A 26,730-nucleotide genomic window follows, 5' to 3' on the forward strand; every position below is an offset into this window, starting at 1 on the left:
ACTAACGTCAGGCGTTACAAGCTGGGCACGTCGGCCGTAGCCGCCTGGGCCGACAGTTCCCGGCAGTAGGTGATGAAGTCGGTGTTGATGGGCTCCAGGCCGTGCTGGCGCAGGTCGCGGGCTACCTGGGCGCGGTGGTAGTTGGCGTGCACAGGCACGTGGGTGAAGATGTCGGCTACCTGGCTGGTGTATCCCTCCCCGATGGAGTTGGTGTAGGTAATCAAGCGGTTAAGCTCGTGCTCATCAGCGGTAGCTACGTAGTCGCGGAAACGGGCCGAGGTTTGCTCGTGCCAGTGGTGCAGGCCGGCCAGGTCGTGCTCCTGCCACACTTTTACGGGGCTGGGCGTAGCCGTGAGGCGACCCAGCCAGATGGCCTGGGCATTGAGCACGTGGCTGAACAGGCGCAGGCTGCTGGCCGGGAGGGTAGCGCCGGCGGCTACAAGGCCATCGAGATGACGGAGCAGGGTTTCGTTGGCCCACACGTTGTAGGCCCCCAGCTTTTCGTTGGTGTTAATCATGGGTAAAAAAGGAAACAGGACTAGATGAGTAAACCAGAGCGCGAAGGTGCTACGGCCGCGTAAGCGCCCCAGCCATCAAACGGCCTGATCTACACTTTCAAACGCTAGCGGGGGTCTTCCCACACGAGACGCTCCTCGGTGCGGCTCTTCTCAAAATCGGGGCATTTGCCGTCGCCGCGGCCCGTAAAGCCCCCATCGGGGTGGCAGAGCACGGTGCCCTTGGCGGAGTACAGCGTGGAGTACTGGTCGCAGCAGGGAGCGTTGAAATAGTACACCAGCTGGCCATCCAAGCGGTAGCTCAGGATGCGTGCCTTGGGGTTCTGGGGCTTTTCGGAAGCGCCCAGTTCGGCGATGCGCTTTTGCAGCCAGGCCGGGCGGGCAGTGGTGTCGAACATAGCCACGGTGGAAGAAGCCGGCCGGCTGGTGGTAGGATTCACGGTAGACGGCGACGAAGTGGCCTCCGATTGTACTTCCCGGGGGGTGTCGTTGGCGGGCGTACTCACCTCGGGGCGGCGGGTGCAGGCGCCGGCCAGCAGCAGGGCACCTAGCGGAGCAAGCGAAAAGATCAGGCGCATAGGGAAGAGAAACAGAAACGAGGGGCGAAAGTAAGGAAGAGCCGCCAACTTACGGGTTTACGCCAAACCAGCAGCGGAGTTGGCCTCGGCTGGCTACCAGCCCAGCAGCGCCCCTATGTGGGGCCCAAATACCAGCAGGCCTACCGCCAGCGCCGCCACGGCCCCCACCAGCACGGCTCCCGCGGCTACGTCCTTGGCGCGGCCCGCCAGGGGGTGGTACTCCGGCGACACCAGATTTACTACCGCTTCAATGGCCGTATTTACCAGCTCCAGTGACCAAACCAGTCCCACGGCCAGCGCCACTAGGGCCCATTCCCCGCGAGTAAGTTCAAAGTACCAGCCCAGCCCCAGCACTACCACCGTGGCTACGGCATGAAACTGCAGGTGCAGTTCAGTGCGCATAGCTGCTGCTACCCCCCGGAAGGCGTAACCAAAGCTGGCGGCGCGCTGGCGCAGCAGGGCCGGAAAGCGGCGAGGTTGGGGATCAGCCACGGTTGGTATCGAAAGCGCCGAAGATGGTTTGCCGCAGGGCTGCCCACTCCGGCCGGATGATGCTGAAGATGATGGTGTCGCGCCGGATGCCGCCTTGGGTGGGGCGGTGGCTGCGCAAAGTGCCCTCCTGGGAGGCGCCCATCTGCCGCATAGCGTTCTGTGATTTATGGTTCCGCGCGTCCGTTTCCAGCTCTACCCGTTCGTAGCTTAGCTCCTCGAAGGCATAGCGCAGCAACAGGTGCTTGGCCGCTCGGTTGAGGCCCGTGCGCTGAAAATCAGAGCCTATCCAGGTGTAGCCGATGCTCAGACGCTGCTCCTCCGGTACCACATTGTAGTAACTGGTGCTGCCCGCCACCCGGCCCATCTGTTTGTCGATGATAACGAACGGGTAACGGCTTGCCTGCTCCCGCCCTTGTAAAGCGGCCGCCACGTAGGCTTCCAGCGCAGGACGGCTGTCGGCGCGGGTGAGGGTATACAGCCACAGCGCCGGGTCGGCGGCGGGTTCCTGCAGCAAGTCGATGTCGGTGGCCAAGAGGGGGCGCAGCAAAGCCCGGTCGTTTTCGAGCAGAATGTCGCGGGTGAAATCCATGCAGGCAGGGGAAATACAGTATAACGCGTAAAGATGCCCGAAAAACCACAACGCCGCTGCTCCGGGGCGGAACAACGGCGTTGAAAAGCAATCTGCTAGCTGACGCTACTTCTTGATTTCGCCGACCATGTCTTCGGGCTTCAGCCACTCGTTGAACTGCTCTTCGGTGAGGTAGCCGAGCTGGAGGGCGGTTTCCTTCAGCGTAGAACCGTTTTTATGGGCTGTTTGGGCAATTTCGGCGGCTTTGTAGTAGCCAATGTGGGGGTTGAGGGCCGTTACCAGCATCAGCGAAGAGTCCACGTGCTTCTTGATGTTGGCTTCCAGCGGCTCAATGCCCACGGCGCACTTGTCGTTGAACGACACGCACACGTCGCCAATCAGGCGGGCCGAGTGCAGGAAGTTGTAGATCATGACGGGCTTGAACACGTTCAGCTCGAAGTGGCCGTTCATGCCGCCAATGTTGATGGCCACGTCGTTGCCCATCACCTGGGCCGCTACCATCGTCATGGCTTCGCATTGGGTAGGATTTACTTTGCCGGGCATGATGCTGGAGCCGGGCTCGTTATCGGGAATGTGCAGCTCACCGATGCCGGCGCGCGGGCCCGAAGCCAGCAGACGGATGTCGTTGCCGATTTTCATCAGCGAAGCCGCTACCGTTTTCAGGGCGCCGTGGGCTTCCACAATGGCGTCGTGGGCGGCTAGGGCCTCAAACTTGTTTTCCGCCGTTACGAAGGGCAAACCCGTCAGCTCGGCAATGTGCTTGGCCACGTTCTCAGAGTAGCCGGGAGGCGTATTGATACCGGTGCCCACGGCGGTACCGCCTAAAGCCAGCTCCGAGAGGTGCGCCAGCGTGTTTTTGATAGCGCGCAGGCCGTGGTCGAGCTGCGACACGTAGCCCGAAAACTCCTGTCCTACCGTCAGCGGGGTAGCGTCCATGAGGTGGGTGCGGCCGATTTTGACGATGTGCATAAACTGCTCCGACTTGCTTTTCAACGTGTCGCGCAGCTTCTCGATGCCGGGGATGGTGGTTTCTACCAGGATCTTGTAGGCTGCAATGTGCATGGCCGTCGGGAACGTGTCGTTGGAGCTCTGGCTCTTGTTCACGTCGTCGTTGGGGGCCAGCACCTTCTTCTCGTCCTGGAGGCTGCCGCCCTGGAGCACGTGGCCGCGGTAGGCTACTACCTCGTTTACGTTCATGTTGCTCTGGGTGCCTGAGCCGGTCTGCCACACCACTAGGGGAAACTCCTTGTCGAGCTTGCCTTCCAGGATTTCGTCGCACACGCGGCCAATCAGCTCAGCCTTGTCGGCGGGCAATACGCTAGCGTCGCGGTTGGTAAGGGCGGCGGCTTTCTTGAGGTAGGCAAAGGCACGGATGATTTCCTTGGGCATCCGGTTGATGTCCTGGGCAATCTGGAAGTTGTCGATGCTGCGCTGGGTCTGGGCGCCGTAGTAGGCGTCGGCCGGCACCTGCACGGTGCCCATGGTGTCTTTCTCGGTGCGGAACTGCGTCATGCTTCTGAACGTGGGATGAGAAGAGGAAATAACGGCGAAACGGGCCCCAGCCGGGGCTGCGGGGCAAAAGTACACAACCCCGCCCCGCCAGCTACCGAAATCCCCAAATTCTGCGGAGGCTGCCAGTGGCTGCGGGCGGCGCGGCTGCGTATAGCCTCTACTTGAGTATCTCACCTGCACTTTTTGCCTGCACCATGAAAAAGACCTTCGAAGACGAGTCCGACGCCTTATCCACTTCCCCAAGCACCCCCACCACGGCTCAAAACGCCGCTACTTCGCCTACCGCCGAAAATGCGCCCCCGGTGCCCACGGCCGGCAACGGGGCTCCCGACTATAGCCAGGTACACCTGAACACTGACCCTGGCCTCCCTGCTCCCGATGGACCCGGCGGCAGCGCCACGGACGCCGAAAGCGGCGGCGGTTATAGCGGTTAGCAGGTGTAATTGAATAGCCATTTACCATGCAAAAGGGCCCCGGCAACCAATTGAGTGGTTACCGGGACCCTTGTCTTCAGGTCATGTACGGTTATTCCAGCGGGTTGAAGGTGACGGACACGCGCATAACTGTGGGCACGCGCTTGCCGCGCACAATGGCGGGGTACCAGGCGGGGCCCTCCTTGAGCAGACGAATGGCCTCCGCATCGCACGCTTCCGACACCGGGCTGACGACTTTTATATCCTGCAAAGAGCCATCTGCAGCCACCACAAAGCGTAGCTTCACCACGCCTTCTACGCCTTTGGCCCGGTCAGCTTCGGGGAATTTCAGTTCCTTCTTAAGGTAGCGCCGGAACGCGGCGTGGCCTCCCGAGGGTACAGAGGCCAGATCCGGAGAAGGAGGCATCCGCATGGCTGAGCGGCCTTCGGCACTGGTTGCCGACTTCACAGGCGCCAAGGCTGGGGAACTGCTGGCGCGGACCTTATCAGCCGGAATGGCTACTTCGGCCGCCTCCGTGGGCGTATCGATGCTAGCCAGTACCACCGTAGATACGGGTACTGCCGCTAGCACCGGGCTGGGTAGTTCTTTAATTTCCAGAACTGTACTGGCTCGGGGAGCCATGGCCGTTACAGCATCCGCTGTGGTGGCGGGTAGCGGAGAGTTTTCGGCAGTACTACTTGTGGAAGCAGAAGCAATTGGGGTAGCAGTAGCGGCAGAGGCAAGTGTAGGAGAAGAAGATGAAAGTCCGCTGGAGATGGGCGCGGCTGATTGCTTAGTGGTAGCTGCCCGGACGGCAGCTGCTACCGCCACCCTGGCTGGCTGCGCAGAAGGCCGGTAAGTGCCTTGCGCAGGTGTAAGCCCGGTCTCAGCTCCAGCGGCATGGGCCGCCCCGGAGGTTTCCCGTGCTGCCGACGCTACCGGCTTGGTTGGCCCGGCCTGTACCTGAGCAGGAATAGGCGCGGAATCGGCGGGTGGGGCGGCCTTGGGGGCCGCGGCCGAATTGGCAGCCACCCGATTACGTTGTTGCGGCGGGTGCTGCAGATTCAGCCAGAACACACTGGCCGCTACCGTGAGCAGCAGCAAGGTGGCGGCCACGCCGGCCCAGGCGGCATAGCGGTGCGAGTGACGAGCCGCATCAATGGCCAAGCGGGCGTGCAAACGGCCCTGCACTGTGCGCAGCGCCGTTTCGGTAGTAGCGTAGTCTGTAGCGGAAAGGCCATCCAGTATTTCACCACAGTAGGCACAGTCGATGGTGTGCGCCTCCACGAGGTGCTGTTGGGCGGGCAGCAGCGTGCCGGCCGCGTATTGACGCAGCTGCTCTACCGATATGTGCTGATCGGGGGTGGCCGGGGGCACAAGCGAGAGGTTACGAGGCGGCATCGGTGGGGTAAGATTCAAGCATGCGTTTCAGGTTGCGTTTGCCATTCTGCAGGTAGCTTTTCACCAGACTAAGCTCATACCCGGTAGCATCGGCAATGTCGCGGTAGCATTTCTGCTGGAGGTAAAACATTTCCAGGCACTGGCGCTGCCCGTCCGGTAGTTCGGTAAGGGCGTGCTCCAAGTGCCGGAGGCGGGCTTCGGTAGAGGCGGCTTCATCAGGGTCATCGGAGGGTAGATGCCGACTGGCCGCCGATTCCATATCCGTGGCATCAGGAAAATGCAAAATAAGGGGCCCACCGTCGGGACTCGTCCGCTGCCGGGCCCGCAAGACCATCAGGCAATGGTTGCGGACGGTAGTGTGCAGCCAGGCCGTGAAGTTGCCTACCTCGTGCTTTTGCAGCTTGTCTACCAACTGCTCAAACAGCTGCATCACGGCGTCCTGGGCGTCCTCGTCGGGGCGCAGGTAGCGTCGGCAAATGGCAAATACGGCCGTCAGGTGCCGCTCGTAGAGCACGCCCAGGTCCTGCACGTCGCCATACTGGCGGTAGCGCAGCAGCAGTTCCTCATCGGAAAGCTCAGTGGGCAGCGTAGGACGGCGGCGAAAAAACATAGAACCCAGGGCCAGGCATAATCTTTCCTAAGCTACGGTTTTCGCTGGTAAAAAGAATATTCGTCTAAAAATCAACTTATACCCGGCCGCCTACGCCGCGCGGAGGTTACCAGCGCGGTGGTCTTAACAATTTGGGTCTGGCAGTGTGCAATTTGACGAGAGGCGGCATCAAGAGGGTATCCGTTCACCTTAGCCCATGTTTGTATGAAATGCCACTATGTATTGCTGGTTGCCAGTCTGCTGGCCGCCGCGCCCACGCTGGCTCAGTCGGTAGTGTCGCTGGGTCCTGCTGCCCCCACCATGCCGGCCACTTATTCCGTGCAAGGGCGCGTTACGGAGGCCGCCGGGAAAAAAGGCGGGGGCCTGCCGGGCGTGACGGTGCTGGTGAAAGGCACGACCATCGGGACCAGCACCGCCGCCGACGGGCGCTATACGCTGCAGGTGCCGGCCGGAAGTAAAGTGCTGGTTTTTAGCTTTGTTGGGTACGTCACGAAAGAAGTAAAGCTTACGGGCCAGGTTGTGGTGGATGTAACCCTGATGCCGGACACCCGACAGCTCAGCGAAGTAGTGGTGACCGGCGTGCAAGGCAAAGTGGCGGGGGTGAGAATCAGGGGAGCCGCTACGGTGCCGCCGGGCAGAAGACAACAAAAAGGCAAATACAAGAGCTATGATGCGGCCGGGTATCTGGTGCCGGCTCCGGAGCCCGGCGCCGGCGAAACATACGCCTCCGTTGCTGAAAATGGCTTTCATGCCGTGGGCAAAGAACCCCTGAGCACCTTCAGCATTGATGTGGATGCGGCCAGCTACAGCAACGTGCGGCGCTTTCTGCAGCAGGGGCAGTTTCCGCCCCACGACGCCGTGCGGGTAGAGGAAATGCTCAACTACTTTCAGTACGACTACCCCCAGCCGGCGCCAGCCGCACCGGAACCCTTCCACCTCATCACCGAGCAGGCTCAGTGCCCCTGGAACCCAGCCCACCAGCTGGTGCAGGTAGCGCTGCAGGCCCGCAAAGTGGCTACTGAGAAGCTGCCCCCTGCCAACCTGGTTTTTCTGGTGGATGTATCGGGCTCCATGCAGGGCGAAGACCGCCTTGGCTTAGTGCAGCAGGCGTTGCGTCTGCTCGCCAAGGAGCTGCGCCCCCAGGATAAGGTAGCCCTGGTAGTCTATGCCGGTGCGGCTGGTACGGTATTGCCGCCTACGGCCGGCAGCAAGCGCGCCGATATCCTGGCCGCCATCGAGCAGCTGGAAGCCGGGGGCTCTACGGCCGGGGGCGCGGGCCTGCGCCTAGCCTACCGCGTGGCGCGGGAGAACTTCAGTCGCGAAGGCAACAACCGCGTGATTCTGTGCACCGATGGCGACTTTAACGTGGGCGAGCAAAGCGACGAGGCCATGGAGCGGCTCATCACCGAGGAGCGCGAATCCGGCGTGTTTCTAACGGTGCTGGGCGTGGGCCAGGGCAATTATCAGGATAAAAAGATGGAGCTGCTGGCCGATAAGGGCAACGGCAACTACGCCTACCTCGACAACCTGGACGAGGCCCGGCGGGTGCTGGTGCAGCAGTTTGGCGGTACGCTGTTCACCCTGGCCAAAGACGTAAAGCTGCAGGTGGAGTTCAACCCGGCCCGGGTGCGCGAATACCGCTTGGTAGGCTACGAAAACCGCCTGCTGGCCGCCGAGGACTTCAACAACGACCGCAAGGATGCCGGCGAGCTGGGCGCCGGACACACCGTAACGGCCCTCTACGAAATCGTGCCCGTGGGCGCTCCACCCACCGTCGATCCGCTGAAGTACCAGCCGGCCCCACCCATAGCCCCGGCCGCAACCGCGGCCGAGCTGCTTACCGTAAAGCTGCGCTACAAAGAACCCCAGGGCCTCACCAGCAAGCTGCTGACTCACTCCCTGGCCGGGGCCGCCCGCCCGATAGAAAAAGCCAGTGAAAATCTGCGGTTTGCGGCGGCGGTAGCGCAGTTTGGAATGCTGCTGCGGCAGAGCGACTACCGGGGCACTGCTACCTGGGACGCTACAGCTCAGCTGGCCGGGCAAGCCAAAGCCTTCGACCCCGACGGGTACCGGGCGGAAATGGTACGCCTCATCCGGCTGGCGGAAGGAATTCGGTCCGCCCCCACCGACTACGGCAGCCGCTAAATCGGAACCTCAAAAAAATAATTTAAAAAAATTGAGCGGCGCGTGTGGAATCGTCGGTGGGCCGGCATCTTACCAAGTACCAGCGCCTGCATAAGGCAGCTAGGAGCTCATTTGCTACTTATCACCCCCGCGTTAAAGGCATGCGGTACCGGCTGGGTAACACCCGGTTGGCGCCGGGGCAGGCCGGGAAACTCGCTCACTCACCGACCTAGCCACCGTTTCAAAGCGTCTGTTTGCAGATAGATGCTTCCCCTTACTTGAAACGGTGGCTCCCGGTCTGTCCTGCTTAGTTTATGTACAGGTATATAGCTAGTTAGCCGTATGTATTAGTCGTTAGGATTATATCCAAAGGGCCGGCGAAAGCAGGAGAGGCGGAGGCCGGCCTTTGGAACCGCGCAAAAAAAGCCCGCTACAGCTGTAGCGGGCTTTTTTGTAGGGAAGAAGAGAGAGTTAGAAAGAGAAGTTGAGGGCCGCCTTAATCACGCGGTTCTGCGCATCGAAGCGGTTGTTTTTATCCAGGGACGACAAGCCGTAGTCATAGCCGGCGCTCAGGCCGAAGCCGCTGTCGAACTGGTAGCCCAGGCCGCCGGTTACGGCAAAGTCCACGGGACGGAACTGGCTTTTGATGTCGAAATCGTGCTGGTAGGCCGAGAAACCGAGGGCACTGGCTTCTACGCGGGCCTTGTTGCTGAGCAGGACAGACGCCTGGGGGCCGGCATACAGGTACAGGCCGGGCGTGAGGTGGGCTTTGGCAATCAGCGGAATATCGAGGTAAGCCATGCGGGCCGTGGCCGTCACCTTAGCGTTGAGGAAGTCAAGCTGCTCGAAAGGCAGGGTGCCGGTCAGGCGCGTGCCTTTCTCGGAGTACTGCACGCCGGGCTCAATGGAGAACTTGTCGCCCAAGGGCAGGGTGGCATACACCCCGGCGTGGAAACCAGGCTTCATTTCGCGGGTCACGCTGCCTTGGCTCAGATCGGCCAGGTTTTGGAGGCTTTCCACTGCGTCTCCCGACCAGTCGGCTACGTTCAGGCCCGCTTTGATACCAAACTTAACCCCAGTGCTGGTGCCAGCCGATGAATACGTAGAGCGGGCCGCCGGGCGGGGAGCCGGGTAGCCGACGCGGTGGGTTTGTACGGGGCGGGTCTGGGCTTCGGCGGCGGTAAAGGAAGCAGCAACAAAAAGGCAAGCAGCGGCCAGGCGGCCGAAAAGACGCGTGTTCATGGCAGTAAGATCTAGGAGTTCCGGGGAAGTGGAAAAGCGCCGGGGCCGCGTGTGCACGAGCAGCCGGTCGGCGTCGGATAGGTACTAATGGAAAACCGTGCCAAAAATGAAAAACCGCCTCGGCAAAGGTAAAAACCGCTATAGCCCCTTGAATAGTCGGATAACGAGCAAAAGAATTCAAGAAAACCGGGTTACGTAACCGGGGCTGCGGTATGAAAGAAACCGGAAGCGCTACCGCAGTACTTCACCTTAGCCGGACGTTTGGTAAGTCCGCTTGTTTGCCGGAACGGCTTGTTTTTCAACGCGAAGGAAACCACCGTCGGCCTGCCTGTCCACACTGTCGCGAGTGGGGCCGGAGCTTGGCCAGGGGCAGACATCCGTGAAGCCTTTCTCGTTTCACCCTCTTCTCTCTGCTACTCTTATGAACCGCTTGCTGCCCCTGTGTGGGCTGCTGGCTGGCGCGTGGCTATTGCCCGCCTGCTCCCAGCAGTACTCTACCGAAGACCAGAACCAAATTGCGGCGGCTCCTGCCTACCCGGAGCTGCAACAGGACGCCGAAGCAGTAGCCCCGCCCGCCGAGCCGCCCGCTGCCCCTCGCGACAACTATGCCGTCGTGCACGAAAATGCCTTCCAGGAAGCCCGACGCAACCCGCTCAGCACCTTTGCCATTGATGTAGACCCGGCTTCCTACGCCAATGTGCGCCGTTTTCTCACCCAGGATCGGCAGCTTCCCCCCGCCGACGCCGTACGGCTGGAAGAACTCATCAACTACTTTCACTACAAGTACCCACAACCCACGGCGGGACCAGCTTCCCTGAACGCGGAAGTAGCCCAATGCCCCTGGAACCCGGCGCACCAGCTGGTGCTGGTAGGCGTGCAGGGGCGCGACGTGCCCACGGCGCAGCTGCCGCCCGCCAACCTGGTATTTCTGCTGGATGTATCGGGCTCCATGAACGAGCCGGATAAGCTGCCCTTGCTGAAAGAATCGGTGCGGGCGCTGGTGCAGGGTGCCCTGCGTCCGCAGGATCATGTGTCTATTGTGGTTTATGCCGGGGCTGCCGGGCTGGTGCTGCCGCCTACGTCTGGCGCGGAGCCCGAGAAAATTCTGGTCGCCATCGAGCAGCTGGAAGCCGGGGGCTCTACGGCCGGGGGCGAAGGGCTGCGCCTAGCTTATCGTATTGCCCGGCAGCACTTCCTGCCCGGGGGCAATAACCGCGTGATCCTGGCCACCGATGGCGACTTCAACGTGGGCGAGCAGAGCGACGCCGATATGGAGCGGCTTATCACGCAGGAACGCCAGTCGGGCGTGTTTCTGTCGGTGCTGGGGTTCGGCCGTGGCAACCTGCAGGGCAGCAAGATGGAGCTGCTGGCCGATAAGGGCAATGGCAACTACGCCTACCTCGATAACCTGCGCGAGGCCCAACGGGTGCTGGTGCAGCAGTACGGCGGCACGCTGTTTACGCTGGCCAAGGATGTGAAAATTCAGGTGGAGTTCAATCCGGCCCTGGTGCAGCAATACCGCCTCCTGGGCTACGAAAACCGCCTGCTGGCCGCCGAGGACTTCAACAACGACCAGAAAGACGCCGGCGAGCTGGGCGCTGGCCAGCAGGTTACGGCCCTCTATGAAATAGTGCCTACCGCGAGCCGGCCCGAGCCGGCTTCCTCCACCGACGCCCTCCGCTACCAGCAACCCGCCGTTGCCTACGCCGCTACCGATGAACTCCTGACGATAAAGCTGCGCTACCAGGAGCCGCAGGGCAGCCCCAGCCGGCTACTCACGCTGCCCGTGCGGGGTGTGCGGTTCACAGAACCCATTGAGCAAGCATCGGATAACCTACGGCTGGCAGCCTCAGCGGCTCAGTTTGGCCTGCTGCTGCGGCAGTCTGCTTACCGCGGCTCGGCCTCCTGGCAGAATACAGCAGCCCTGGCTGGCAGCACACAGCCAGACCAAGACGGCACCCACACCCAGTTTCGGGAGTTGATAGCCCAGGCTGAGGCCCTAAGCCAAGCTAATAAGCAATAGCTAAGCAGCTGCTTGCCTTCGGTAAGGTGGTAGTCTCCTGTTCCAGAAACAACTTCCTGCGCGAAGGAGCCGCTACTGTTCCCGTACACGGGCTGGCAGTAGCATAAACCCGGTAGCCGGAGGTGCGGCCGGAGTTGGCGCGGGAGCTTCCGAGGCCGGCCGCAATGGCAGCACCTGCGGGTAGCGGGTGGGCAGTTGAGTTGTATCAACCGACTGGGGCAGCCGTGGCTTGAGTGCTTCTACCGAATCGGGCTGGAAGCGCAGCTCGGGTACCAGCAACCGCACCGAGCCGGGCTGCAGCGAACTAATGGCCTGCACGGCCGAATCGGCGGGCGGGGCAACTACGGCGGCAGGAGTAGCAAGGCGGTGTTCCAACTCGGCCAGCAGAAACTCGGCATCGGCGCGCAGCTGGGGCTGCTTGAACTGGGCCACGGCCAGGCGGGCCTGGTTGCGGGCGTCGGGCAGGCGTTTCAGCTCCAGGTAGTCGTAGGCCAGCTGAAAGTGGGCCAGGGCGTAGTCCTTGCGCAGGGCAATGGACCGCTCGTAGGCCGCGGCGCTGGCCGGAAAGTCGCCGAGGCGCATGAGGGCGTAGCCCAGGGCATAGTAGGAGAGGTAGTCGCCGTAGCCGTGGCCATGCGCCACGCGGTAGTGGCTTACCATGCGCTGAAACAGCTCATCCTCCGAGAATTCCTCTTCCGAGCAGGCGCACTGCTGCAGCTCGAAGTAGTAGTCGGCCAGGGCTTTTTCTACTTTATAGTTCTCCGGGAAGCGGCGGTGCAAGGAATCGAGCACCTGGCCTACCGGAAACTGGTAGCCGACTGAGTCGGAGGCATGGCGGCGCAGGGAGTCGAGCGACTCCGTGAGCGTCAGGTCCTTGAAGTTGAAGGCGCGGAAGTTCTGCTGCTGGGTGTGGTAGTGCAGAGCAATATCGGCAGCTCTGAGGGCTACGGCCGGCTGGCGGTGCCAGGGGTCGAACACCTGCAGGAGCTGAAACGCGGCTTCGTACTTGCGCCAGGCCAGCAGCGCATCGGCCTGCTTGAGCACAGTGGCCTCGGTGGGCTCGGCCTGAGCCCACGCGGCCCCGGAGGCAGCCATCCAAACCAGAAAACACAGAAAGCCGGAGCGCATCAGAAACCAACGAATAAGCAGCCGAAGATACGCCGTACCCGCCGGAAACAGCTAGTCCTGCCGGTGTATCGTGCTAGGGCCGGGTTTCCTTCAACCCTTTTTCAATCAACTCAAACATGGGGTTATCGGGCTTGGCTACTTTGCGCAGCTGCGTTTGGGCGGTCAGAAAATGAGGCCGGGCTTCCTTAGGACGCTGCAGCTGCATGTTCAGAATAGCCAGGTAGAAATGCAGCAGGCCCTGTGCCGCCGGGGTTTTGGGCGCCGTGGGCAGCTGGCTCCGAAAAACAGCCTCGGCTTCGGTCCACTGGTTGGCGGCCTGGTAGGTGTCCATGATGTCAATGAACATCTGGTCGTCGGCCGGGTCGAGCTGGTAGAGGCGGGCAGCCAGCTCCAGGGCCGTGGGGGCGCGCTCGGCTACGGCCAGCTGCAGCAGCTGCAGCAGCTGTAGCAGCGAGGCATAGCTGCGGGGCTGCAGGTCGAGGCTTTGCTGCAGAGCGACTTTGGCTTCGGCCGGCTGTTTCTGCTGCAGGTAGAGGTGGCCGAGCAAGCGGGCGGCATCCGCTTTCAGCTCCGGGTCGGTGTAGAGGCGGTACGCGGCCTGGGCGTGCGGGGTAGCGTCGGCCCAGCGCCCCAGCTGCACCTGGGCGAAGGCTAGGTTGTAGTGCGAAGTCGGGTACTCCGCGTTCAGGGCAATGGACTGCTCAAACGCGGCCAGACTGGGCTCGGGCTTTTTCTGCATTAGCAGCGCGTAGCCCACGGCGTAGTACGACATAAAGTCGCCGACGCCGTGGGCGTGGGCCGAACCGTAGTAGCGCAGCACCAGGGCCAGCAGCTGGGCATCGGTCTTATCCCGCTCGCCGCAGTGGCACTGCTGGGCTTGGTAGTAATAGTCGCCCAACCCCTTGCTGAGGGCATAGTTCTGCGGGGACTTCTGCTGCAGGCGCTTTAGCTCCTTCGGGATGTCGAGCAGGTGCATGCTGTAAGGGCCTTTCTGGCCGCGCAGCTGCGCCACCGTTTCGCCCGGCTGCAGGTTTTTCAGCCCAAAGCTTTTGTAGTTGACGCTGATGAGGTAGTAGCTGAGCAGGAGCTTTTCCTTAGCCAGCACCACATCCGGCTGCTGGTTTTGGGGGTCGGCCTTGTCCAGCAGCGCGTACGCCGCCTCATACTGCTGGGCGGTAGTTAGCTTATCGGCCTGCGTGAGGACGGCGGCCGTGGGCGCGGTTTGGGCCCGGGCCGCAGCGGAGAGCAGCAGGGCCGCCCCTAGAAAGTAACGATACATCAACCTTGGAATCAGTAGCAAAAAACAACAGAATGCACCGCTAAAATGCTGATTCTCCACGTAACCCGGGTTCGGAGAAATGAAAGATTTCCTGCTTCCTTATTTGGAATTGTCGGAATCAGCGCCCACCTTGCTCCTGCAAAGCACCTGATCCTCATGCCTCAGCCGACGAGCCGCTTCTTTTTTAGCTTTTATTTCTACTACGCCCACGCGTAGTCGAGCGGCCCCTCTGTAGCTTTTCCTCCCCGAAACTTCAGCGCCTCTCGACCAGCTCGAGAGGCGCTTTCTTTTTGACTTTGACTGATGCCCGCTTCTTCCACCAGCTTCTGTTTCTACGGCTATTACTGCTTCTTTTTTAAGAAGCAGCCGGCCCGCTGTTGCTGATGACTTGCCAAGCGCATCAACTCTCAACAACCAGGGCCCCGCACCACGGAGGCCCTTTTTTCTTGCCCACTATGTCGTCCAACCCGCTTTCCGCCATTGCTATCCAGGGCTACGCCGGTTCCTTCCACGAGCAGGCTGCCCGCCTGCACTTCGGGGCCGCGCCCGCGCTGCAGCCCTGCGCAACCTTTCAGGAAGTGGTGCAGCGCGTAGCTGATGGCCGCGCGTCGGCTGGGCTGATGGCCATTGAAAACACGCTGGCCGGCAGCATTCTGCCCAACTACCTGCTGCTGCAGCAGGGCACCGTGCGCGTGACGGGGGAAATCTACCTGCCCATCCGCCAGCACCTGTTGGCCTTGCCGGGCCAGACCCTGGCCGACATCAAGGAAGTCCACTCCCACCCCATGGCCCTGCGCCAGTGCAGCCCTTTCCTCGACCAGCACAGCTGGCGCCTGGTAGAAACCGACGACACCGGCCGCAGCGCCCAGCGCGTGCGCGACGAGCTGCAGTGGGGCGTAGCCGCCGTAGCCGGGGAGCAGGCGGCCCACCTGTTCGGGCTGGAGCTGCTGGCCCCCGACATCCACGCCGACCCCGGCAACTACACCCGCTTCCTGGCCCTGGCCCCGGCCAGTACCGAGGCACCTGCTTTGCCCCAGGCCGATAAAGCCTCGCTCTACTTCCACACGGCCCACGCCCCGGGCACGCTGGCGCGGGTGCTTACGCGCATTGCCGGCCACGGCCTCAACCTCACCAAGCTGCAGTCGAGCCCCCGGCCGGGGCAGCCCTGGCACTACTCCTTCCATATCGATGTGGAGTTCGACAACGTGTATCATCTGCACGAACTGCTGGCCGAGCTGCCCGAGCTTACCGAGGACCTGCAGGTGCTGGGCATCTACCACCGCGGCGAAATGAACGAATTGCTGCCCACGCCCACTGAATCCACGGCCGCCTGTTACTAATGCCTGCCTGAATTGGTTATCTACCCATGAACGTGACTCCCGCTTCCCGCCTCCGCCACACCGGCGAATACTACTTCTCGCAGAAGCTGCGCGAGCTGGCGGCCATGCAGCAGGCCGGCGCCAGCATCATCAACCTCGGCATTGGCTCCCCCGACCTGCCCCCGCACCCCAGCGTGACAGCGGCTCTCACCAGCTCGGCTGCCCTGCCCACCACCCACGGCTACCAGGGCTACCAGGGTACCCCTGCCTTGCGCGGGGCCATAGCCGAGTGGTACGGCGCCAGCTACGGGGTGCTGCTAAACCCGGCCACCGAAGTGCTGCCGCTGCTGGGCTCGAAGGAAGGTATTATGCACGTGGGCATGACGTTTCTGGAAGCCGGCGACACGGTGCTGATTCCGAACCCCGGCTACCCTACCTACCGGGCCGTGGCTCAACTGTGCGGGGCTACCGTGCGCGAGTACGACCTCACCGCCGAAGCCGGCTGGCTGCCCGACCTGGAGGCCCTGGCGGAGTCGGACCTGACGGGCGTGAAGATGATGCTGGTGAACTACCCCCACATGCCTACCGGCACCCGCGCCGATTTGGCTTTCCTCGCGCGGCTGGTAGAATTTGCTCGGGAGCACCAGATTATGCTGGTCCACGATAATCCGTACAGCTTTATCCTCAACGACGAGCCCACCAGCCTGCTGGCCGTGCCCGGGGCCCGCGAAGTAGCCCTGGAGCTGAACTCCCTGAGCAAGAGCCATAACATGGCCGGTTGGCGCGTGGGCATGCTGGTCGGCCGCGCCGACTGGCTGCAGGAAGTGCTGCGCTTCAAGAGCAACATGGACTCGGGCATGTTTCTGCCGGTGCAGCAAGCCGCGGTAGCCGCCCTCCGCCTCGACGATGAGTGGTACGCGGAGCTGAACGCCGTGTACCGCCGCCGCCGCGCCCTGGTGCTGGAGCTGCTGCAGGCGCTGGGCTGCCAGCCCGACCCTGAGCAAACCGGCCTGTTCGTGTGGGCTGCCGTGCCGGCTTCGGTAGCCGATGGCTACGCCCTGAGCGACGAAGTGCTGCGCGAAACCCACGTATTCATCACCCCGGGCGGCATCTTCGGCTCGAATGGCAACGGCTACGTGCGCGTGAGCTTGTGCCAGTCGGAAGAGGTGCTGAGCCAGGCGCTGGAGCGCATTGCGCAATGGCAGCAGCGGCAGCCCGTAACGTCCGTTAGCCGATGAAAACCGTCACAATAATCGGGCTGGGGCTGATTGGGGGCTCCTTGGGGCTTAGCCTGCGCCAGCTGGGTTTGGCGGAGCACATCATCGGGGTAGACCAGGACGCCGCCAACGCTCAGCGCGCCCAGGAGCTGGGCCTGGTAGATGAAACCACCGCCGACTTAGCCGCCGCCGTGCGCCGCGCCGACCTGGTGGTAGTTGCTGTGCCCATGGATGCCATGCTTACGGTGGTGCCCCAGGTGCTGGACGAGGTAGCGCAGCAGGTCGTCATCGACGTAGGCTCGACCAAGGCCACGCTATTGACGCACCTGCAAGAACACCCACGCCGGAGCCGCTTTGTGGCGGTGCACCCCATGGCTGGAACCGAGTACTCGGGCCCTGAGGCGGCGGTGCCGGATTTGTTCACCGACAAAACCCTGGTGGTCTGCGATGCCCAGCACAGCGACGCGGACGCGGTGCAGCTCGTGGAGCAGGTATTTCAGGGCCTGGGTATGCATCTGCTGTTCCTGGACGCCGCCGACCACGACCTGCACGCCGCCTACGTCTCGCACATTTCGCACATCACCTCCTTTGCCCTGGCCCTCACAGTGCTGGAAAAGGAAAAGGAGGAGCAGCGCATTTTCGATTTGGCTAGCGGGGGCTTTGCCTCCACGGTGCGCCTGGCCAAAAGCTCCCCGGCCATGTGGGTGCCCATCTTCCGCCAGAACCGCCTCAACGTGCTCGACGTGCTCGACGAGCACCTTCACCAGCTCCAGAACCTGCGCAACCTCATTGCCCGCGAAGATTTCAACGGCCTGCACCACGCCATCGAGCAAGCCAACCACATCCGCAAGATTCTGCCTTGATGCCAGTAGAAAAATATCCGTCATGCTGAGCGCAGCCGAAGCATCTTGGTAGTGTAGTAAACTCAAACGAAGCGGTAGAGATACTTCGACAAGCTCAGCATGACGGCCTGGAACAAACCGACACAACATCAAACACTCCACTCTCAGACATTCAACCCTCAATAATATGAACTCCCAAACCGCAACTCCGCAAACGCCCGAACCGATGCAGTCGGCCCTCTTCAACCGCCAGCCCAACGACAAGCCCTACCTGATTTCGGGGCCGTGCTCGGCCGAAACCGAGGAGCAGGTACTCGAAACCTGCCAGCGCCTGGCCGCCACCGGCAAGGTGCAAGCGTTGCGCGCCGGTATCTGGAAGCCCCGCACCAAGCCCGGCGGCTTCGAAGGCGTAGGCACCAAGGGCCTGCCCTGGCTTAAAAAGGCCAGTGAGCTAACGGGCCTGCCAGTGGCGGTGGAAGTAGCCACGGCCAAGCACGTGGAGGACTGCCTCGCCTTCGGGGTAGACATCATGTGGGTGGGTGCCCGCACCACTGGTAACCCGTTTTCGGTGCAGGAAATTGCCAACGTGCTGCGCGGGGTGCAGGTGCCCGTGCTGGTGAAAAACCCGATTCACCCCGAGCTGGAGCTGTGGGTGGGCGCCGTGGAGCGCCTCCAGAAAGCCGGCCTGGAGCAGGTAGGCCTCATTCACCGCGGCTTCTCAAGCTACGGCAACACCGACTTCCGCAACGCCCCCATGTGGCACCTGCCCATTGAGATGAAGCGCCGTTTCCCCGATATGCCCTTGCTCTGCGACCCCAGCCACATCTGCGGCCGCCGCGACACGCTGTTCGCCGTAGCCCAGCAGGCCCTAAACCTGGGCTTTGATGGCAACATGATTGAAAGCCACATCGACCCCGACAACGCCTGGAGCGACGCCAAGCAGCAGATTACGCCCGAGGTGCTGGGCCAGCTGATTGAAGACCTGGTGTGGCGCCACGAAACCACCGACCAGCGCGAGTTCCTGACGGCGCTGGCCGGCTTCCGGGAGCAAATCAACCAGCTCGATGCCGAGATTATTCAGCTGCTGGGCCGCCGCATGGGCATTGCCGAGAAGATCGGGCAGTACAAAAAGGAAAACGACATCACCATTCTGCAAACCAACCGCTGGAACGAAGTGCTGGAGCGCAGCCTGCGCCAGGGCGCCTCGGTGGGCCTGACGCCGGAGTTTGTAGAGCAGTATCTGGCCGCCGTACACCTGGAGTCTATTACCCACCAGAACAAGGTAATGGGCTAAGATTTTAGGTGTCTAGCATTAGTTGACAGTTGTTTGTCAGCTGTTATGCTGAGCAACGCGAAGGACCTTTTTACGTCAGAACGACCTCGTATTAACGACAGTCGCGCGGGCGTGAGAAGGTCCTTCGCGTTGCTCAGGATGACAACAACTCGGAATGCAAAACCATCACCCGGAAACCAGAAACTAGAAACTACCTTGCATCATGCTCTTCTATACCGTGATGAAGCCCCTGGTGCAGGTGGCGCTTCGTGTCTTTTTCCGTCAGCTGGAAGTTCGCAACCCCAAGCGGCTGCAGATGCCCGGGCCGCTGCTGATTGTGGGCAACCACCCCAATACGCTGATGGACCCGCTGGTAGTGGCCATCAACCGCCGCGACCCTATTGCCTTTCTGGCCAAGAGCACGTTTTTTCAGAACCCCATCGTGAAAGCCATTATGGAATCGGGCAACTCCATTCCGATTTACCGGCGGCAGGATGTGGAAACCGGGGCCGAGAAGCTCACGCCCGAGCAGCTGGCTGCCCAGAACGAAGCCATCTTCGGGCGCTGCTACGACTACTTCGACCGGCGTGGCACCATCATGATTTTTCCGGAGGGCAGCAGTATTCAGGAGCGGCGCCTGCGGCCCCTTAAAACCGGGGCCGCCCGCATTGCCCTGGGCGCCGAAGCCCGCCGCGGCTTTCAGCTGGGCCTGCAGATTCTACCCGTCGGCATCAACTACTTCGACCCGCAGCGCTTTCGCTCCGATGCGTTTCTGAACGTGGGGCCGCCCATTCAGGTGGCCGATTATGCCGCTCAGTACCAGCAAGACCCCGAAGCCGCCGCCGATGCGCTGACGGAGGAAATCCGCCAGCGCATGGAAGTGCGCTTGGTGATTACGCGCGACGCGGCCGAGGATGAGCTAAGCCAGCAGGTGGAGCGCACGTTTGGCTCCCACCTCAACCCCGACGACGACCCCAATACCCTCTACGACAATTTCCAGCTGAGTCGCACCGTGCAGCAGGGCATCCTGTACTTTGAGCAGCACGACCCTACCCGCCTGGCCGAAGTGCGTGGGCAGCTCTCAGCCTACCTCCAAGAGCTGCGCCAGCTGGGCCTGACGGATGAGGCCCTGGACTCGAGCCGGCAGCGGACCGGCAACCGGCTGTCGAGGGCGGCGGAAGCCACGCTGCGGCTGGTGCTGGGCTTCCCGCTTTACCTCTACGGAGCCGTCAACAACTACCTGCCCTACAAGCTGCCCTCGATGGTAGCGCGTCGGGCCACCAAAGATGCCGAGTTTGTGGCGCCCATTATGCTGGTGACGGGCATGCTCACCTTCAGCCTGGGCTACGTGTTGCAGACCATGCTGGTGCACCATTTCACCCAGGACTGGCGCTGGACCACGCTTTACGCCCTAAGCCTGGCCCCCACTGGCTTTTATGCGCTGAGCTACTGGAACAACTTGGCGGCGCGGTTGCGCCGGCTGCGGGCGTTGCGGCTGCTGCAAAAGCAGCGTCCCCGCATGGAGCAGCTGCACCAGCGGCGCAGCCGCATTCTGCAACTCCTGAATGAAGCCCGTGAAGCCTATTTGGCCGCGCGTAAAGCCAAGCGGGCCTGATCGGTAATCCTTAAAAGTCGAGCTTGAGGCCGAGGCTAAGCACCAGGACATCTGCGGGGGAAAGGCCGCTGCGGTTTTGCGCGTAGCTGATCAGGTATAGGTCGTTGCTGCTAAGCTCATAGTAAGCAGAAAGCAGGCGGGAGCGGCCGGAGGGCGTTTCCGGGAGCCGGTAGCCAATGCGGCTGCCCAGCAAGGGCCCTACCCGCGTGTCGGTGGAAAACCAGTAGTAGCCTTTGGTGTACTGCCCGGCCTCCTCGTCGTTGATGGTGCCGTGGGTGTAGCTGAAGTACGCGCCCACCATCAGGGGACGCACCTGCCACTTTTTGCCCACCGGCAGCACCCAGGGCGAGTAAAGGAACTTGGCCGAGGCCAGGGAAAGGGTGGACCCGGCGTACTTCTTCGGTACGTAGCCCACCAGAATATCCAGGTCGGCGTGGTCGCGCCAGAACGTGTAGCCGGCTCCGGCGGCCACCATGCCCAGACCACCGCCGGTTTGCAGCACCAGATGGCGTGGGCGGTACCAGGGAGTAAGGTTGGCCGAGGCAGCCTTGCCGGCCAGGGTATCCGGAGCCGTCTGCAGTACTTCAGTATCCGGGGCGACGGGAGCAGCCAGCGCCGAAAGGGGCAGGGCCGCCAGGGCGGCCAAAAATAGACGCTGTATCATTAGAACTGCACACGTTTAAGCCGAAATTCCTTGTCCCCCCATACCGTCATTACCACATATTCCCGCTCTTCGAACGCGGCGGAGTTGACGTAGGTAACGCCATCATTGAAGGGCTGGCCGATGCTGAAAGAATGGCGGTGGCCGTTCATCTCGAACACCAGGCGCGGGGCTTCCCGCAGCGCCTGAACGTAGCCGTCGCGCAAGGCGGGGTCGAAATCCCCATCCTGGGGCGGCACGTGGGACACAATGATCTGGCGGCGGGTAGAGTTGTCGGCCAGCTGCTGCTGCACCCAGGGCAGGTCCGGCACGAGGCCGTTGAAGTTGTACTCGCGGCCGTTCGTGTCGGTCATGATGAACCGGGTGTCGGCGTACGTAAAGGCGTAGTTGAGGGGGCCAAAGATGTGCTGGTAGGCTTCCCGGCCGTTGCCCACCTGGTCGTGGTTGCCGATGACGGTGAGATACGGCACGTTGAGCTTGCGCAGGTGGTCGTCTACCCAGCGCATTTCGCGGCCCAGCCCAAAGTCCGAAATATCCCCCGCCACCACCATAAACTGGATGCCGGGCTGCTGGTTCACGCTCTTCACCAGGTCTTCGGCATCGTCGTAGAAGCGTTGGGAGTCGCCGGTGAACACGAAGCGCAGCGTATCCTCGGTGGGTGGCTGCTGCTGCAGGCGGGCCAGGTTTTTGGCCGTGAGGTCTTGCTGGTCGCCGGGGGAGCGGTAGTCGTTGGGACTGAATTCCAATAGGTCGGAGCAGCCGGTGAGCAGCAGCCCCAGGGCAGCCGGAACAAGCGGCCGCAAAAAAGGTAAAGAGAGGGGCATAGCCACAGCACAAAAATCACAAAACCGCAGCCTCCCGGGAGGCCACAGACGCGGTATATACCGGTCGGCGGATGTAATAGTTGGGTTTTGTAGCTCAGCCGTAGTGCGTCATCGGCGGCGCGTTTCCGAAAAAAAGCCGCAGATGAAGATCTTAGCGCCTATCTGGGAAGGAAAAGAAAAAAGGCGTTTCCGAGTCGTGGGCGGTACTCGCCGACGCGTGGGAAAGCCTGGTCTGGTTACTCGTCCAGGTATTGATGCACAAACTTGATGGCCATGCTGCCCTCGCCCACGGCCGAGGCTACGCGGGCCATAGCGCCGGCGCGGCTGTCGCCGGCCGCGAAGATGCCGGGAATGCAGGTTTCCAGGGCGTAGGGTTCCCGCTGGCGCTTCCAGCTGCTAGCGTAGCGCGGGTCCTGCACCAGGTCGCGGCCGGTGAGCACGTAGCCCCGCCCATCGCAAATCACCTGTTCGCACACCCACTCGGTGCTGGGTCGGGCCCCAATGAACACGAAGAGGGCCCGCGCGGGCCGCGCCTCTTCCTCTCCGTTCCGGCTGATTACTACGGTTTCGAGGTGGTCCTGGCCCCGCACGGCGGCTACCTGGGTGTGCGGCAGAATCTCAATATTGGGGGTGCGCCCGATCTGCTCAATCAGGTAGGCCGACATGCTCGCCGCCAGGGACTCGCCCCGGATGAGGATGTACACGCGCCGGGCATACGTAGCCAGGTACATGGCCGCCTGCCCGGCCGAGTTGCCCCCACCCACGATGTACACGTCCTGCTCCTGGCAGGAGCGGGCCTCGGTGCGGGCCGCGCCATAGTACACCCCGGCCCCGGTCAGCTGGTCGATGCCGGGGACTTCCAGGGTGCGGTAGCTCACGCCCGTGGTCAGCACCACGGCCCGGGTGCGCACCTCGTTACCATTGCTCAGCGTCAGTACTTTATAGCCGTCCTTCACGCAGAGGTTGGTTACTTCCTGTGGGGCCAGAAACTCGGCCCCCAGCCGCACCGCCTGCGCCCAGGCGCGGTGGGCCAGCTCGGTGCCGCTCAGGCCCGTCGGGAAACCCAGGTAATTTTCGATGCGTGAGGAAGTGCCCGCCTGTCCACCCGGCGACTCCCGCTCGATAATGAGCGTCTTTAGCCCTTCAGAGGCGCCATATACGGCTGCGGCCAGCCCGGACGGCCCGGCCCCAATCACCACTACATCGTACAGCTCCTGGGTGGCGGCAATGGCCAAGCCCATCTTTTCGGCTACGGCGGCGCGCTCGGGCCGGGCCAGGGCGGTGCCGTCTTCAAACACCACTACGGGTAGGTCGGCGGTGGTGAGGCCTACGCGGGCCAGCAGAGCCGCGGCTTCAGGCTGGGCCTCGAAGTCGAGCCACTGAAACGCCACCATGTAGCCCGCCAAGAAGTCCTTGAGTGCGTGGGAAAGCGGCGACCATTGAAACCCGATCAGGCGGATGCCCTGAAACCGGGGCTGGTGCGTGGCCTGCCACGCGCTCAGCAAATCGTGCAGGGTAGGGTAGAGCAGCTGCTGGGGCGGGTCCCAGGGCTTCATGAGGTAGTAGTCGAGGCGGGCGTGGTTGATGGCGCGGATAGCGGCCTCCGTGTCGGCGTAGGCCGTGAGCAGCACCCGCCGCGCCTGGGGAAACAAAGCCCGCACCTGCTCCAGCAGCTCCACGCCTTCCATCTCGGGCATGCGCTGATCGGCCACTACCAGCGCCAGGGACTCATTACGCACTTGCAGCTCGCGCAGGGTGGCCAGGGCTTCGGCCCCGGAGTTGGCCCGCAGCACCCGGTAGTCGCGCCGAAACTCCTGGCGCAAATCCCGGTCGATGGCGGCCAGCACTTGGAGGTCATCATCAACGGCCAGGATAACGGGTTTCTTTTCCATAGGTCAGGAGGATACTAGGTGAAGAGAGAATAGGGGCAGCCATAGCAAGCAGGCATATGCATCAGGCTTTCGTGTTGACCAGTGCGTAAAGCAAGGCAGCTCATGGCTTTCTTTTGTGCAAATTTTAGATACGCTTGTTGGTATCCAAAACGGCGTGTTTCCGAGAAGGCACCGAGAAGGCACCCCGAATCTTCCTCGGAACCACTCCCTAAGAAAAATACTACCCAGGCAGAGTGCCTTAGCTCAGCACCGGCAGCCAGGCGCAAAACTCGGTTTGGCCGGGCTGGGAGCGGAGCTCAAGCCGGCCGCCGTGGTCCCGGATAATGCGCTGGGCAATGTCGAGCCCCAACCCCGTGCCTTCGCCGGCCTGCTTGGTGGTGAAGAACGGTTCAAAGATATGCGGCAATACCTCAGGCGGAATGCCGGGGCCATTATCGATGATGTATACCTGTACAAAGCTGCCCTGCTGCCGGGTGCGCACCTCCAGGCGCCCGCCTAGGGGCAGCACGTCCAGGGCGTTGTCGAGCAGATTGGTCCACACTTGGTTGAGGGAGCTCACCTGCCCCCGGATAGGGGGAAGCTGGGGCGCAAAGTCGCGCACCAGTTGAATCTGCCGCTCGCGCAGGCGGTAGCTCAGGATGTTGAGGGTGCTTTCGAGGCCAGCCTGTACGCTGAGGGAGGCATACTCCGCACCCCGGTCCATGTGGGAGTAGGTTTTCACGTTGCTCACCAGCGTGCTGATGCGCCCGGAGGCCTCTTGCACGTCGCGCAGCAGGCAGCGCGAGGTCAGCTGGCTTTCCAGCCAGGCCAGGGCTGCGGGCCGGGCCTCGGGAGGCAAGGAGGCAGCCAGAGGCACCAGCTCTTCGCGGGTGCGGCCCGCTTCCAGCAGGGAGGCGGCCAGCCGGTAGCCGTCGGGCACGCCCTGGGTTTCCAGCCAATCGGCCAGCAGGTCTTCCTCATCGGCGCACTCCAGGGCCGTAAAGCCTCCCCGGTTTTCAGTGCCGGCGGGCTCGGCCAACGCTACGAGGGCCGCCAGGGCCTCCGGCGAAGGGCAGTGCTGCACTAGGGCAGTCAGCAGGGCCGGCTGCTGCTGCACCCGGTCGGTGAGGGCCTGGGCCGCCCGCCCGATGGCCGCGGTAGGATTGTTAAGCTCGTGGGCCAGCCCGGCTGAGAGCTTGCCCAGGGCGCGCAGCTTCTCGTCGCGCTCCTGGGCGCGGGCCTCGTCGCGGGCCCGGTCGCTCATGGCACTTACCAGACGCTGCACCAGCTCGGGGCTCACCTGCTCCAGCTCCGGGAACAAGTTACGGTGCAGCACAAACAGCACCGTGGGTCCGGTGGCTACGCCGTACCCGCTGATGGTGCGCAGGCGGGAGTAGGGCAGTACGCCGCTGATCTGGCCGGCCTCCAGCCGGAACCCCGGCTCCCGCTGCCCATTTACCATCCGAAAAAACTGCAGGCCCCCTGCCAGAATGGCCATCATGTACTCCGCTGGCTCGCCGGGCCGGGTAATTTCTTGCTGGTCGGCAAACGTGCGCCGCTCACCGTGGGCGAGCAGCCAGTCGTACGTGGCAGGGGGCAGATCTGCCAGCAGGGGCAGACGCGCAAGGTCGGCGGGCGTAAGGGGAGCAGGCATAGCACGCACAGCAGAAGTAGGCCGTGTGGCTACAACTACCGAACTACGAAGCAAGTTTGCAAGCCCGGGAGCAGCTTACTCGCGCTCCAGCTTCAGGGTGCGCCGGCCACTGGGCGTTTGCACCGTCAGCACGTAAAGGCCCTTGGGCAGGTTGTCGAGCTCGGCCAGCGTAACATCGTGGGCCCCGGGGGGCAAAGTCCGCTGCCGGCGCACTACTTCCCGGCCCACGGCATCGTGCAGCACAAACGTAGCTGGTCCGCCGACCATGCCGGCCACGCGCACCACCAGGCTGGAGCCGAAGGGGTTGGGGTAAGCCTGCACGCTGTAGGCCGCCGGCACGCTGTAGGTTACCGGGCGCACTTCCGAAAGGTGGGCGCTTCCGTCCTCGTCTACCTGCCGAAGGCGGTAATACACTACGGGAGCCCCATAGCGGCTGAGGTTAGCATCGGTGAAGGCGTACTCGTGGCGCTGAGAACTAGTGCCGGCTCCGCGCACTGTACCAATAGCGCGGAAGCTTAGCCCGTCGGTGCCGGCTTCTACCTCAAACCGATTATTGCGCAGCTCGGAGGCAGTAGCCCAGCGCAGCACCGCCGCCGGGCCGCGGCGCTCGGCCGTAAAGCTCAGAAGGCTAACGGGCAGCGGATTAGCCGCGTTGGAGATGGTAAGGTAGCCGAGGCTCTGGCCCGTAGCGGGAGCAGTAAACGTAAGACTGCGCACCAGCGTGGTGGCATCCTGGGTGGCAGGGGCACTGCTGCCAGCGGGTGCCCACGCGGTGGGGCCGCTGGCACTGTACCAGCCCTGAGCGTTGCTGAAATCGGCCAAGCCGTTGTCGTCGTCGGGTAGCCACTGCAGGGTGACGGCCAGGGGCCCGGCTGGCTGGGTGGCAGTGACCACGTTCCAGATCCGGTCGATGCCCTGGAGGCTGGTGTTGGCCGCGTTTACGCCGTAACTCAGCCCTGCCGTTTGCAGGCCGGCCGTGCGTGTCACCACCACCATGCCCAGAGAGGTGCGGTCTAGGATAAGGCCATTGCCGAAGTCCTGCAGGCCAGAGCCGTTGTTGTCCACCACGCTCAGGTTGCCCTGCACGTAGCGGCCCACGGCCTCGCCCGAAAGGGTAGCCCCATCGGCTAGCGTAATGGCCGAGGTGGCGCTGGTGCGTACCATGCCTTGCGTCAGCAGCAGCTGCCCGCCAACGGTGAGGTTGGTGGGCACGCTCAGGATATTGCTGCCGGCCGCGCCCGTGTTGCTCACGGTCAGGTAACCGACGGTAGCCGTACCGGGGGTGAAGGTTTGGTTGGCCGCGCCGGCAAACACCAGGGTACCCGGCGAAGTAAGGGCCCCGGTATTTGTCAGGTCCCCCGTAACTTGAACCGTGCCCGCGTTGGTGAGGGTACTGGCTGCCTGGTTGTCGAGGCTGCCACTTACGTACAGCGTTGCCCCGGCCCCCACCGTTAGCTGGGCACCGGCATTGGTAAGCGTTTGTGCAGCGACTGTGCCAGCAAGCAGCAGTAGCAGTGAAAGAGAGGAAACGTGTTTCATACAACGGC

At 62.6% G+C, this 26,730-nt stretch carries 23 protein-coding genes; 8 read left to right on the forward strand and 15 right to left on the reverse strand.

Annotated features, from left to right (window positions below; genetic code table 11):
- Positions 1 to 14 precede the first annotated feature (14 nt).
- The 5 genes from HER32_RS10410 to fumC form a co-directional block, all read right to left on the reverse strand.
- Positions 15 to 518: a DinB family protein gene (locus HER32_RS10410; RefSeq protein WP_168681823.1), complete on the reverse strand. Its 504-nt coding sequence runs from the start codon at positions 516 to 518 to the stop codon at positions 15 to 17.
- A gap of 104 nt (positions 519 to 622) precedes the next feature.
- A complete protein-coding gene (locus HER32_RS20225; RefSeq protein ID WP_232066225.1) occupies positions 623 to 1,093 on the reverse strand; it encodes a DUF6970 domain-containing protein in 471 nt (156 codons plus the stop codon).
- Between the two features lie 93 nt (positions 1,094 to 1,186).
- A complete protein-coding gene (locus HER32_RS10420; protein ID WP_232066226.1) occupies positions 1,187 to 1,585 on the reverse strand; it encodes a diacylglycerol kinase family protein in 399 nt (132 codons plus the stop codon).
- Positions 1,578 to 2,174 carry a GNAT family N-acetyltransferase gene (locus HER32_RS10425; RefSeq protein WP_168681824.1) on the reverse strand — a complete coding sequence of 199 codons (597 nt, stop codon included), beginning with the start codon at positions 2,172 to 2,174 and terminating at the stop codon, positions 1,578 to 1,580. Before HER32_RS10425 ends, HER32_RS10420 begins: the two co-directional genes overlap by 8 nt.
- 105 nt (positions 2,175 to 2,279) lie before the next feature.
- Positions 2,280 to 3,686, reverse strand: coding sequence for a class II fumarate hydratase (gene fumC / locus HER32_RS10430; protein WP_168681825.1), 1,407 nt, complete (start codon positions 3,684 to 3,686; stop codon positions 2,280 to 2,282).
- A 194-nt stretch (positions 3,687 to 3,880) separates the two neighbouring features.
- On the opposite strand from fumC, the gene HER32_RS10435 reads away from it, so the two are divergent.
- On the forward strand, positions 3,881 to 4,120 hold the full coding sequence (locus tag HER32_RS10435; protein WP_168681826.1) for a hypothetical protein: 240 nt from the start codon (positions 3,881 to 3,883) through the stop codon (positions 4,118 to 4,120).
- A 91-nt stretch (positions 4,121 to 4,211) separates the two neighbouring features.
- On the opposite strand, the gene HER32_RS10440 is transcribed toward HER32_RS10435, so the two are convergent.
- Positions 4,212 to 5,501 (reverse strand): energy transducer TonB, encoded by a 1,290-nt coding sequence (locus HER32_RS10440; RefSeq protein ID WP_168681827.1) that lies wholly within the window; start codon positions 5,499 to 5,501, stop codon positions 4,212 to 4,214.
- The gene (locus HER32_RS10445; protein WP_168681828.1) at positions 5,488 to 6,111 is read right to left on the reverse strand and encodes an RNA polymerase sigma factor; all 624 of its coding nucleotides are present in this window, start codon (positions 6,109 to 6,111) and stop codon (positions 5,488 to 5,490) included. Before HER32_RS10445 ends, HER32_RS10440 begins: the two co-directional genes overlap by 14 nt.
- Positions 6,112 to 6,315: 204 nt before the next feature.
- Between HER32_RS10445 and HER32_RS10450 the strand changes: the two genes are divergently transcribed.
- Positions 6,316 to 8,256 (forward strand): vWA domain-containing protein, encoded by a 1,941-nt coding sequence (locus HER32_RS10450; protein WP_168681829.1) that lies wholly within the window; start codon positions 6,316 to 6,318, stop codon positions 8,254 to 8,256.
- A gap of 450 nt (positions 8,257 to 8,706) precedes the next feature.
- Here the strand turns inward: HER32_RS10450 and HER32_RS10455 are convergent, their stop codons facing one another.
- A complete protein-coding gene (locus tag HER32_RS10455; RefSeq protein ID WP_168681830.1) occupies positions 8,707 to 9,477 on the reverse strand; it encodes a porin family protein in 771 nt (256 codons plus the stop codon).
- Positions 9,478 to 9,898: 421 nt separating this feature from the next.
- On the opposite strand from HER32_RS10455, the gene HER32_RS10460 reads away from it, so the two are divergent.
- Positions 9,899 to 11,500, forward strand: a complete 1,602-nt coding sequence (locus tag HER32_RS10460; protein WP_168681831.1) for a vWA domain-containing protein — start codon at positions 9,899 to 9,901, stop codon at positions 11,498 to 11,500.
- A gap of 72 nt (positions 11,501 to 11,572) precedes the next feature.
- Here the strand turns inward: HER32_RS10460 and HER32_RS10465 are convergent, their stop codons facing one another.
- The gene (locus tag HER32_RS10465) at positions 11,573 to 12,628 is read right to left on the reverse strand and encodes a tetratricopeptide repeat protein (RefSeq protein ID WP_168681832.1); all 1,056 of its coding nucleotides are present in this window, start codon (positions 12,626 to 12,628) and stop codon (positions 11,573 to 11,575) included.
- A gap of 73 nt (positions 12,629 to 12,701) precedes the next feature.
- The gene (locus HER32_RS10470; RefSeq protein WP_168681833.1) at positions 12,702 to 13,907 is read right to left on the reverse strand and encodes a tetratricopeptide repeat protein; all 1,206 of its coding nucleotides are present in this window, start codon (positions 13,905 to 13,907) and stop codon (positions 12,702 to 12,704) included.
- Between the two features lie 455 nt (positions 13,908 to 14,362).
- On the opposite strand from HER32_RS10470, the gene HER32_RS10475 reads away from it, so the two are divergent.
- The 5 genes from HER32_RS10475 (at position 14,363) to HER32_RS10495 (ending at position 20,173) form a co-directional block, all read left to right on the forward strand.
- Positions 14,363 to 15,247 carry a prephenate dehydratase gene (locus HER32_RS10475; RefSeq protein ID WP_168681834.1) on the forward strand — a complete coding sequence of 295 codons (885 nt, stop codon included), beginning with the start codon at positions 14,363 to 14,365 and terminating at the stop codon, positions 15,245 to 15,247.
- 26 nt (positions 15,248 to 15,273) lie between these two features.
- On the forward strand, positions 15,274 to 16,464 hold the full coding sequence (locus HER32_RS10480; protein ID WP_168681835.1) for a pyridoxal phosphate-dependent aminotransferase: 1,191 nt from the start codon (positions 15,274 to 15,276) through the stop codon (positions 16,462 to 16,464).
- Positions 16,461 to 17,306, forward strand: a complete 846-nt coding sequence (locus tag HER32_RS10485) for a prephenate dehydrogenase (protein WP_168681836.1) — start codon at positions 16,461 to 16,463, stop codon at positions 17,304 to 17,306. Before HER32_RS10480 ends, HER32_RS10485 begins: the two co-directional genes overlap by 4 nt.
- A 166-nt stretch (positions 17,307 to 17,472) precedes the next feature.
- Complete coding sequence (locus tag HER32_RS10490) at positions 17,473 to 18,579, forward strand: chorismate mutase (RefSeq protein WP_232066227.1); 1,107 nt, start codon at positions 17,473 to 17,475, stop codon at positions 18,577 to 18,579.
- Positions 18,580 to 18,781: 202 nt separating this feature from the next.
- Positions 18,782 to 20,173 carry a lysophospholipid acyltransferase family protein gene (locus HER32_RS10495; RefSeq protein WP_168681837.1) on the forward strand — a complete coding sequence of 464 codons (1,392 nt, stop codon included), beginning with the start codon at positions 18,782 to 18,784 and terminating at the stop codon, positions 20,171 to 20,173.
- Between the two features lie 10 nt (positions 20,174 to 20,183).
- Here HER32_RS10495 and HER32_RS10500 read toward each other — a convergent pair whose 3' ends face one another.
- The 5 genes from HER32_RS10500 to HER32_RS10520 form a co-directional block, all read right to left on the reverse strand.
- Entirely contained in the window at positions 20,184 to 20,837 is a 654-nt protein-coding gene (locus HER32_RS10500) for a hypothetical protein (RefSeq protein ID WP_168681838.1), read from the reverse strand.
- Positions 20,837 to 21,658, reverse strand: coding sequence for a metallophosphoesterase family protein (locus tag HER32_RS10505; RefSeq protein ID WP_149070254.1), 822 nt, complete (start codon positions 21,656 to 21,658; stop codon positions 20,837 to 20,839). Before HER32_RS10505 ends, HER32_RS10500 begins: the two co-directional genes overlap by 1 nt.
- A 236-nt stretch (positions 21,659 to 21,894) precedes the next feature.
- Entirely contained in the window at positions 21,895 to 23,550 is a 1,656-nt protein-coding gene (locus HER32_RS10510) for an FAD-dependent oxidoreductase (RefSeq protein WP_149070253.1), read from the reverse strand.
- Positions 23,551 to 23,788: 238 nt separating this feature from the next.
- Complete coding sequence (locus HER32_RS10515; RefSeq protein ID WP_168681839.1) at positions 23,789 to 25,183, reverse strand: sensor histidine kinase; 1,395 nt, start codon at positions 25,181 to 25,183, stop codon at positions 23,789 to 23,791.
- 75 nt (positions 25,184 to 25,258) lie between these two features.
- Positions 25,259 to 26,722 (reverse strand): T9SS type A sorting domain-containing protein, encoded by a 1,464-nt coding sequence (locus HER32_RS10520; RefSeq protein WP_168681840.1) that lies wholly within the window; start codon positions 26,720 to 26,722, stop codon positions 25,259 to 25,261.
- Positions 26,723 to 26,730 lie beyond the last annotated feature (8 nt).

Source organism: Hymenobacter sp. BT18 (genome assembly GCF_012273015.1).
Taxonomy (GTDB): Bacteria; Bacteroidota; Bacteroidia; order Cytophagales; family Hymenobacteraceae; genus Hymenobacter; species Hymenobacter lutimineralis.

Excerpts from the sequence above, each read along its gene's own strand:
- HER32_RS10440 (WP_168681827.1), bottom strand. The coding sequence starts at position 5,501 with ATGCCGCCTCGTAACCTCTCGCTTGTGCCCCCGGCCACCCCCGATCAG.
- HER32_RS10455 (WP_168681830.1), bottom strand. The coding sequence starts at position 9,477 with ATGAACACGCGTCTTTTCGGCCGCCTGGCCGCTGCTTGCCTTTTTGTT.
- HER32_RS10495 (WP_168681837.1), top strand. The coding sequence starts at position 18,782 with ATGCTCTTCTATACCGTGATGAAGCCCCTGGTGCAGGTGGCGCTTCGT.
- HER32_RS10460 (WP_168681831.1), top strand. The coding sequence starts at position 9,899 with ATGAACCGCTTGCTGCCCCTGTGTGGGCTGCTGGCTGGCGCGTGGCTA.
- HER32_RS10470 (WP_168681833.1), bottom strand. The coding sequence starts at position 13,907 with ATGTATCGTTACTTTCTAGGGGCGGCCCTGCTGCTCTCCGCTGCGGCC.
- HER32_RS10410 (WP_168681823.1), bottom strand. The coding sequence starts at position 518 with ATGATTAACACCAACGAAAAGCTGGGGGCCTACAACGTGTGGGCCAAC.
- HER32_RS10505 (WP_149070254.1), bottom strand. The coding sequence starts at position 21,658 with ATGCCCCTCTCTTTACCTTTTTTGCGGCCGCTTGTTCCGGCTGCCCTG.
- HER32_RS10490 (WP_232066227.1), top strand. The coding sequence starts at position 17,473 with ATGAACTCCCAAACCGCAACTCCGCAAACGCCCGAACCGATGCAGTCG.
- HER32_RS10475 (WP_168681834.1), top strand. The coding sequence starts at position 14,363 with ATGTCGTCCAACCCGCTTTCCGCCATTGCTATCCAGGGCTACGCCGGT.
- fumC (WP_168681825.1), bottom strand. The coding sequence starts at position 3,686 with ATGACGCAGTTCCGCACCGAGAAAGACACCATGGGCACCGTGCAGGTG.
- HER32_RS10435 (WP_168681826.1), top strand. The coding sequence starts at position 3,881 with ATGAAAAAGACCTTCGAAGACGAGTCCGACGCCTTATCCACTTCCCCA.
- HER32_RS10425 (WP_168681824.1), bottom strand. The coding sequence starts at position 2,174 with ATGGATTTCACCCGCGACATTCTGCTCGAAAACGACCGGGCTTTGCTG.
- HER32_RS10485 (WP_168681836.1), top strand. The coding sequence starts at position 16,461 with ATGAAAACCGTCACAATAATCGGGCTGGGGCTGATTGGGGGCTCCTTG.
- HER32_RS10445 (WP_168681828.1), bottom strand. The coding sequence starts at position 6,111 with ATGTTTTTTCGCCGCCGTCCTACGCTGCCCACTGAGCTTTCCGATGAG.
- HER32_RS10515 (WP_168681839.1), bottom strand. The coding sequence starts at position 25,183 with ATGCCTGCTCCCCTTACGCCCGCCGACCTTGCGCGTCTGCCCCTGCTG.
- HER32_RS10520 (WP_168681840.1), bottom strand. The coding sequence starts at position 26,722 with ATGAAACACGTTTCCTCTCTTTCACTGCTACTGCTGCTTGCTGGCACA.
- HER32_RS10510 (WP_149070253.1), bottom strand. The coding sequence starts at position 23,550 with ATGGAAAAGAAACCCGTTATCCTGGCCGTTGATGATGACCTCCAAGTG.
- HER32_RS10500 (WP_168681838.1), bottom strand. The coding sequence starts at position 20,837 with ATGATACAGCGTCTATTTTTGGCCGCCCTGGCGGCCCTGCCCCTTTCG.
- HER32_RS10450 (WP_168681829.1), top strand. The coding sequence starts at position 6,316 with ATGAAATGCCACTATGTATTGCTGGTTGCCAGTCTGCTGGCCGCCGCG.
- HER32_RS20225 (WP_232066225.1), bottom strand. The coding sequence starts at position 1,093 with ATGCGCCTGATCTTTTCGCTTGCTCCGCTAGGTGCCCTGCTGCTGGCC.
- HER32_RS10465 (WP_168681832.1), bottom strand. The coding sequence starts at position 12,628 with ATGCGCTCCGGCTTTCTGTGTTTTCTGGTTTGGATGGCTGCCTCCGGG.
- HER32_RS10480 (WP_168681835.1), top strand. The coding sequence starts at position 15,274 with ATGAACGTGACTCCCGCTTCCCGCCTCCGCCACACCGGCGAATACTAC.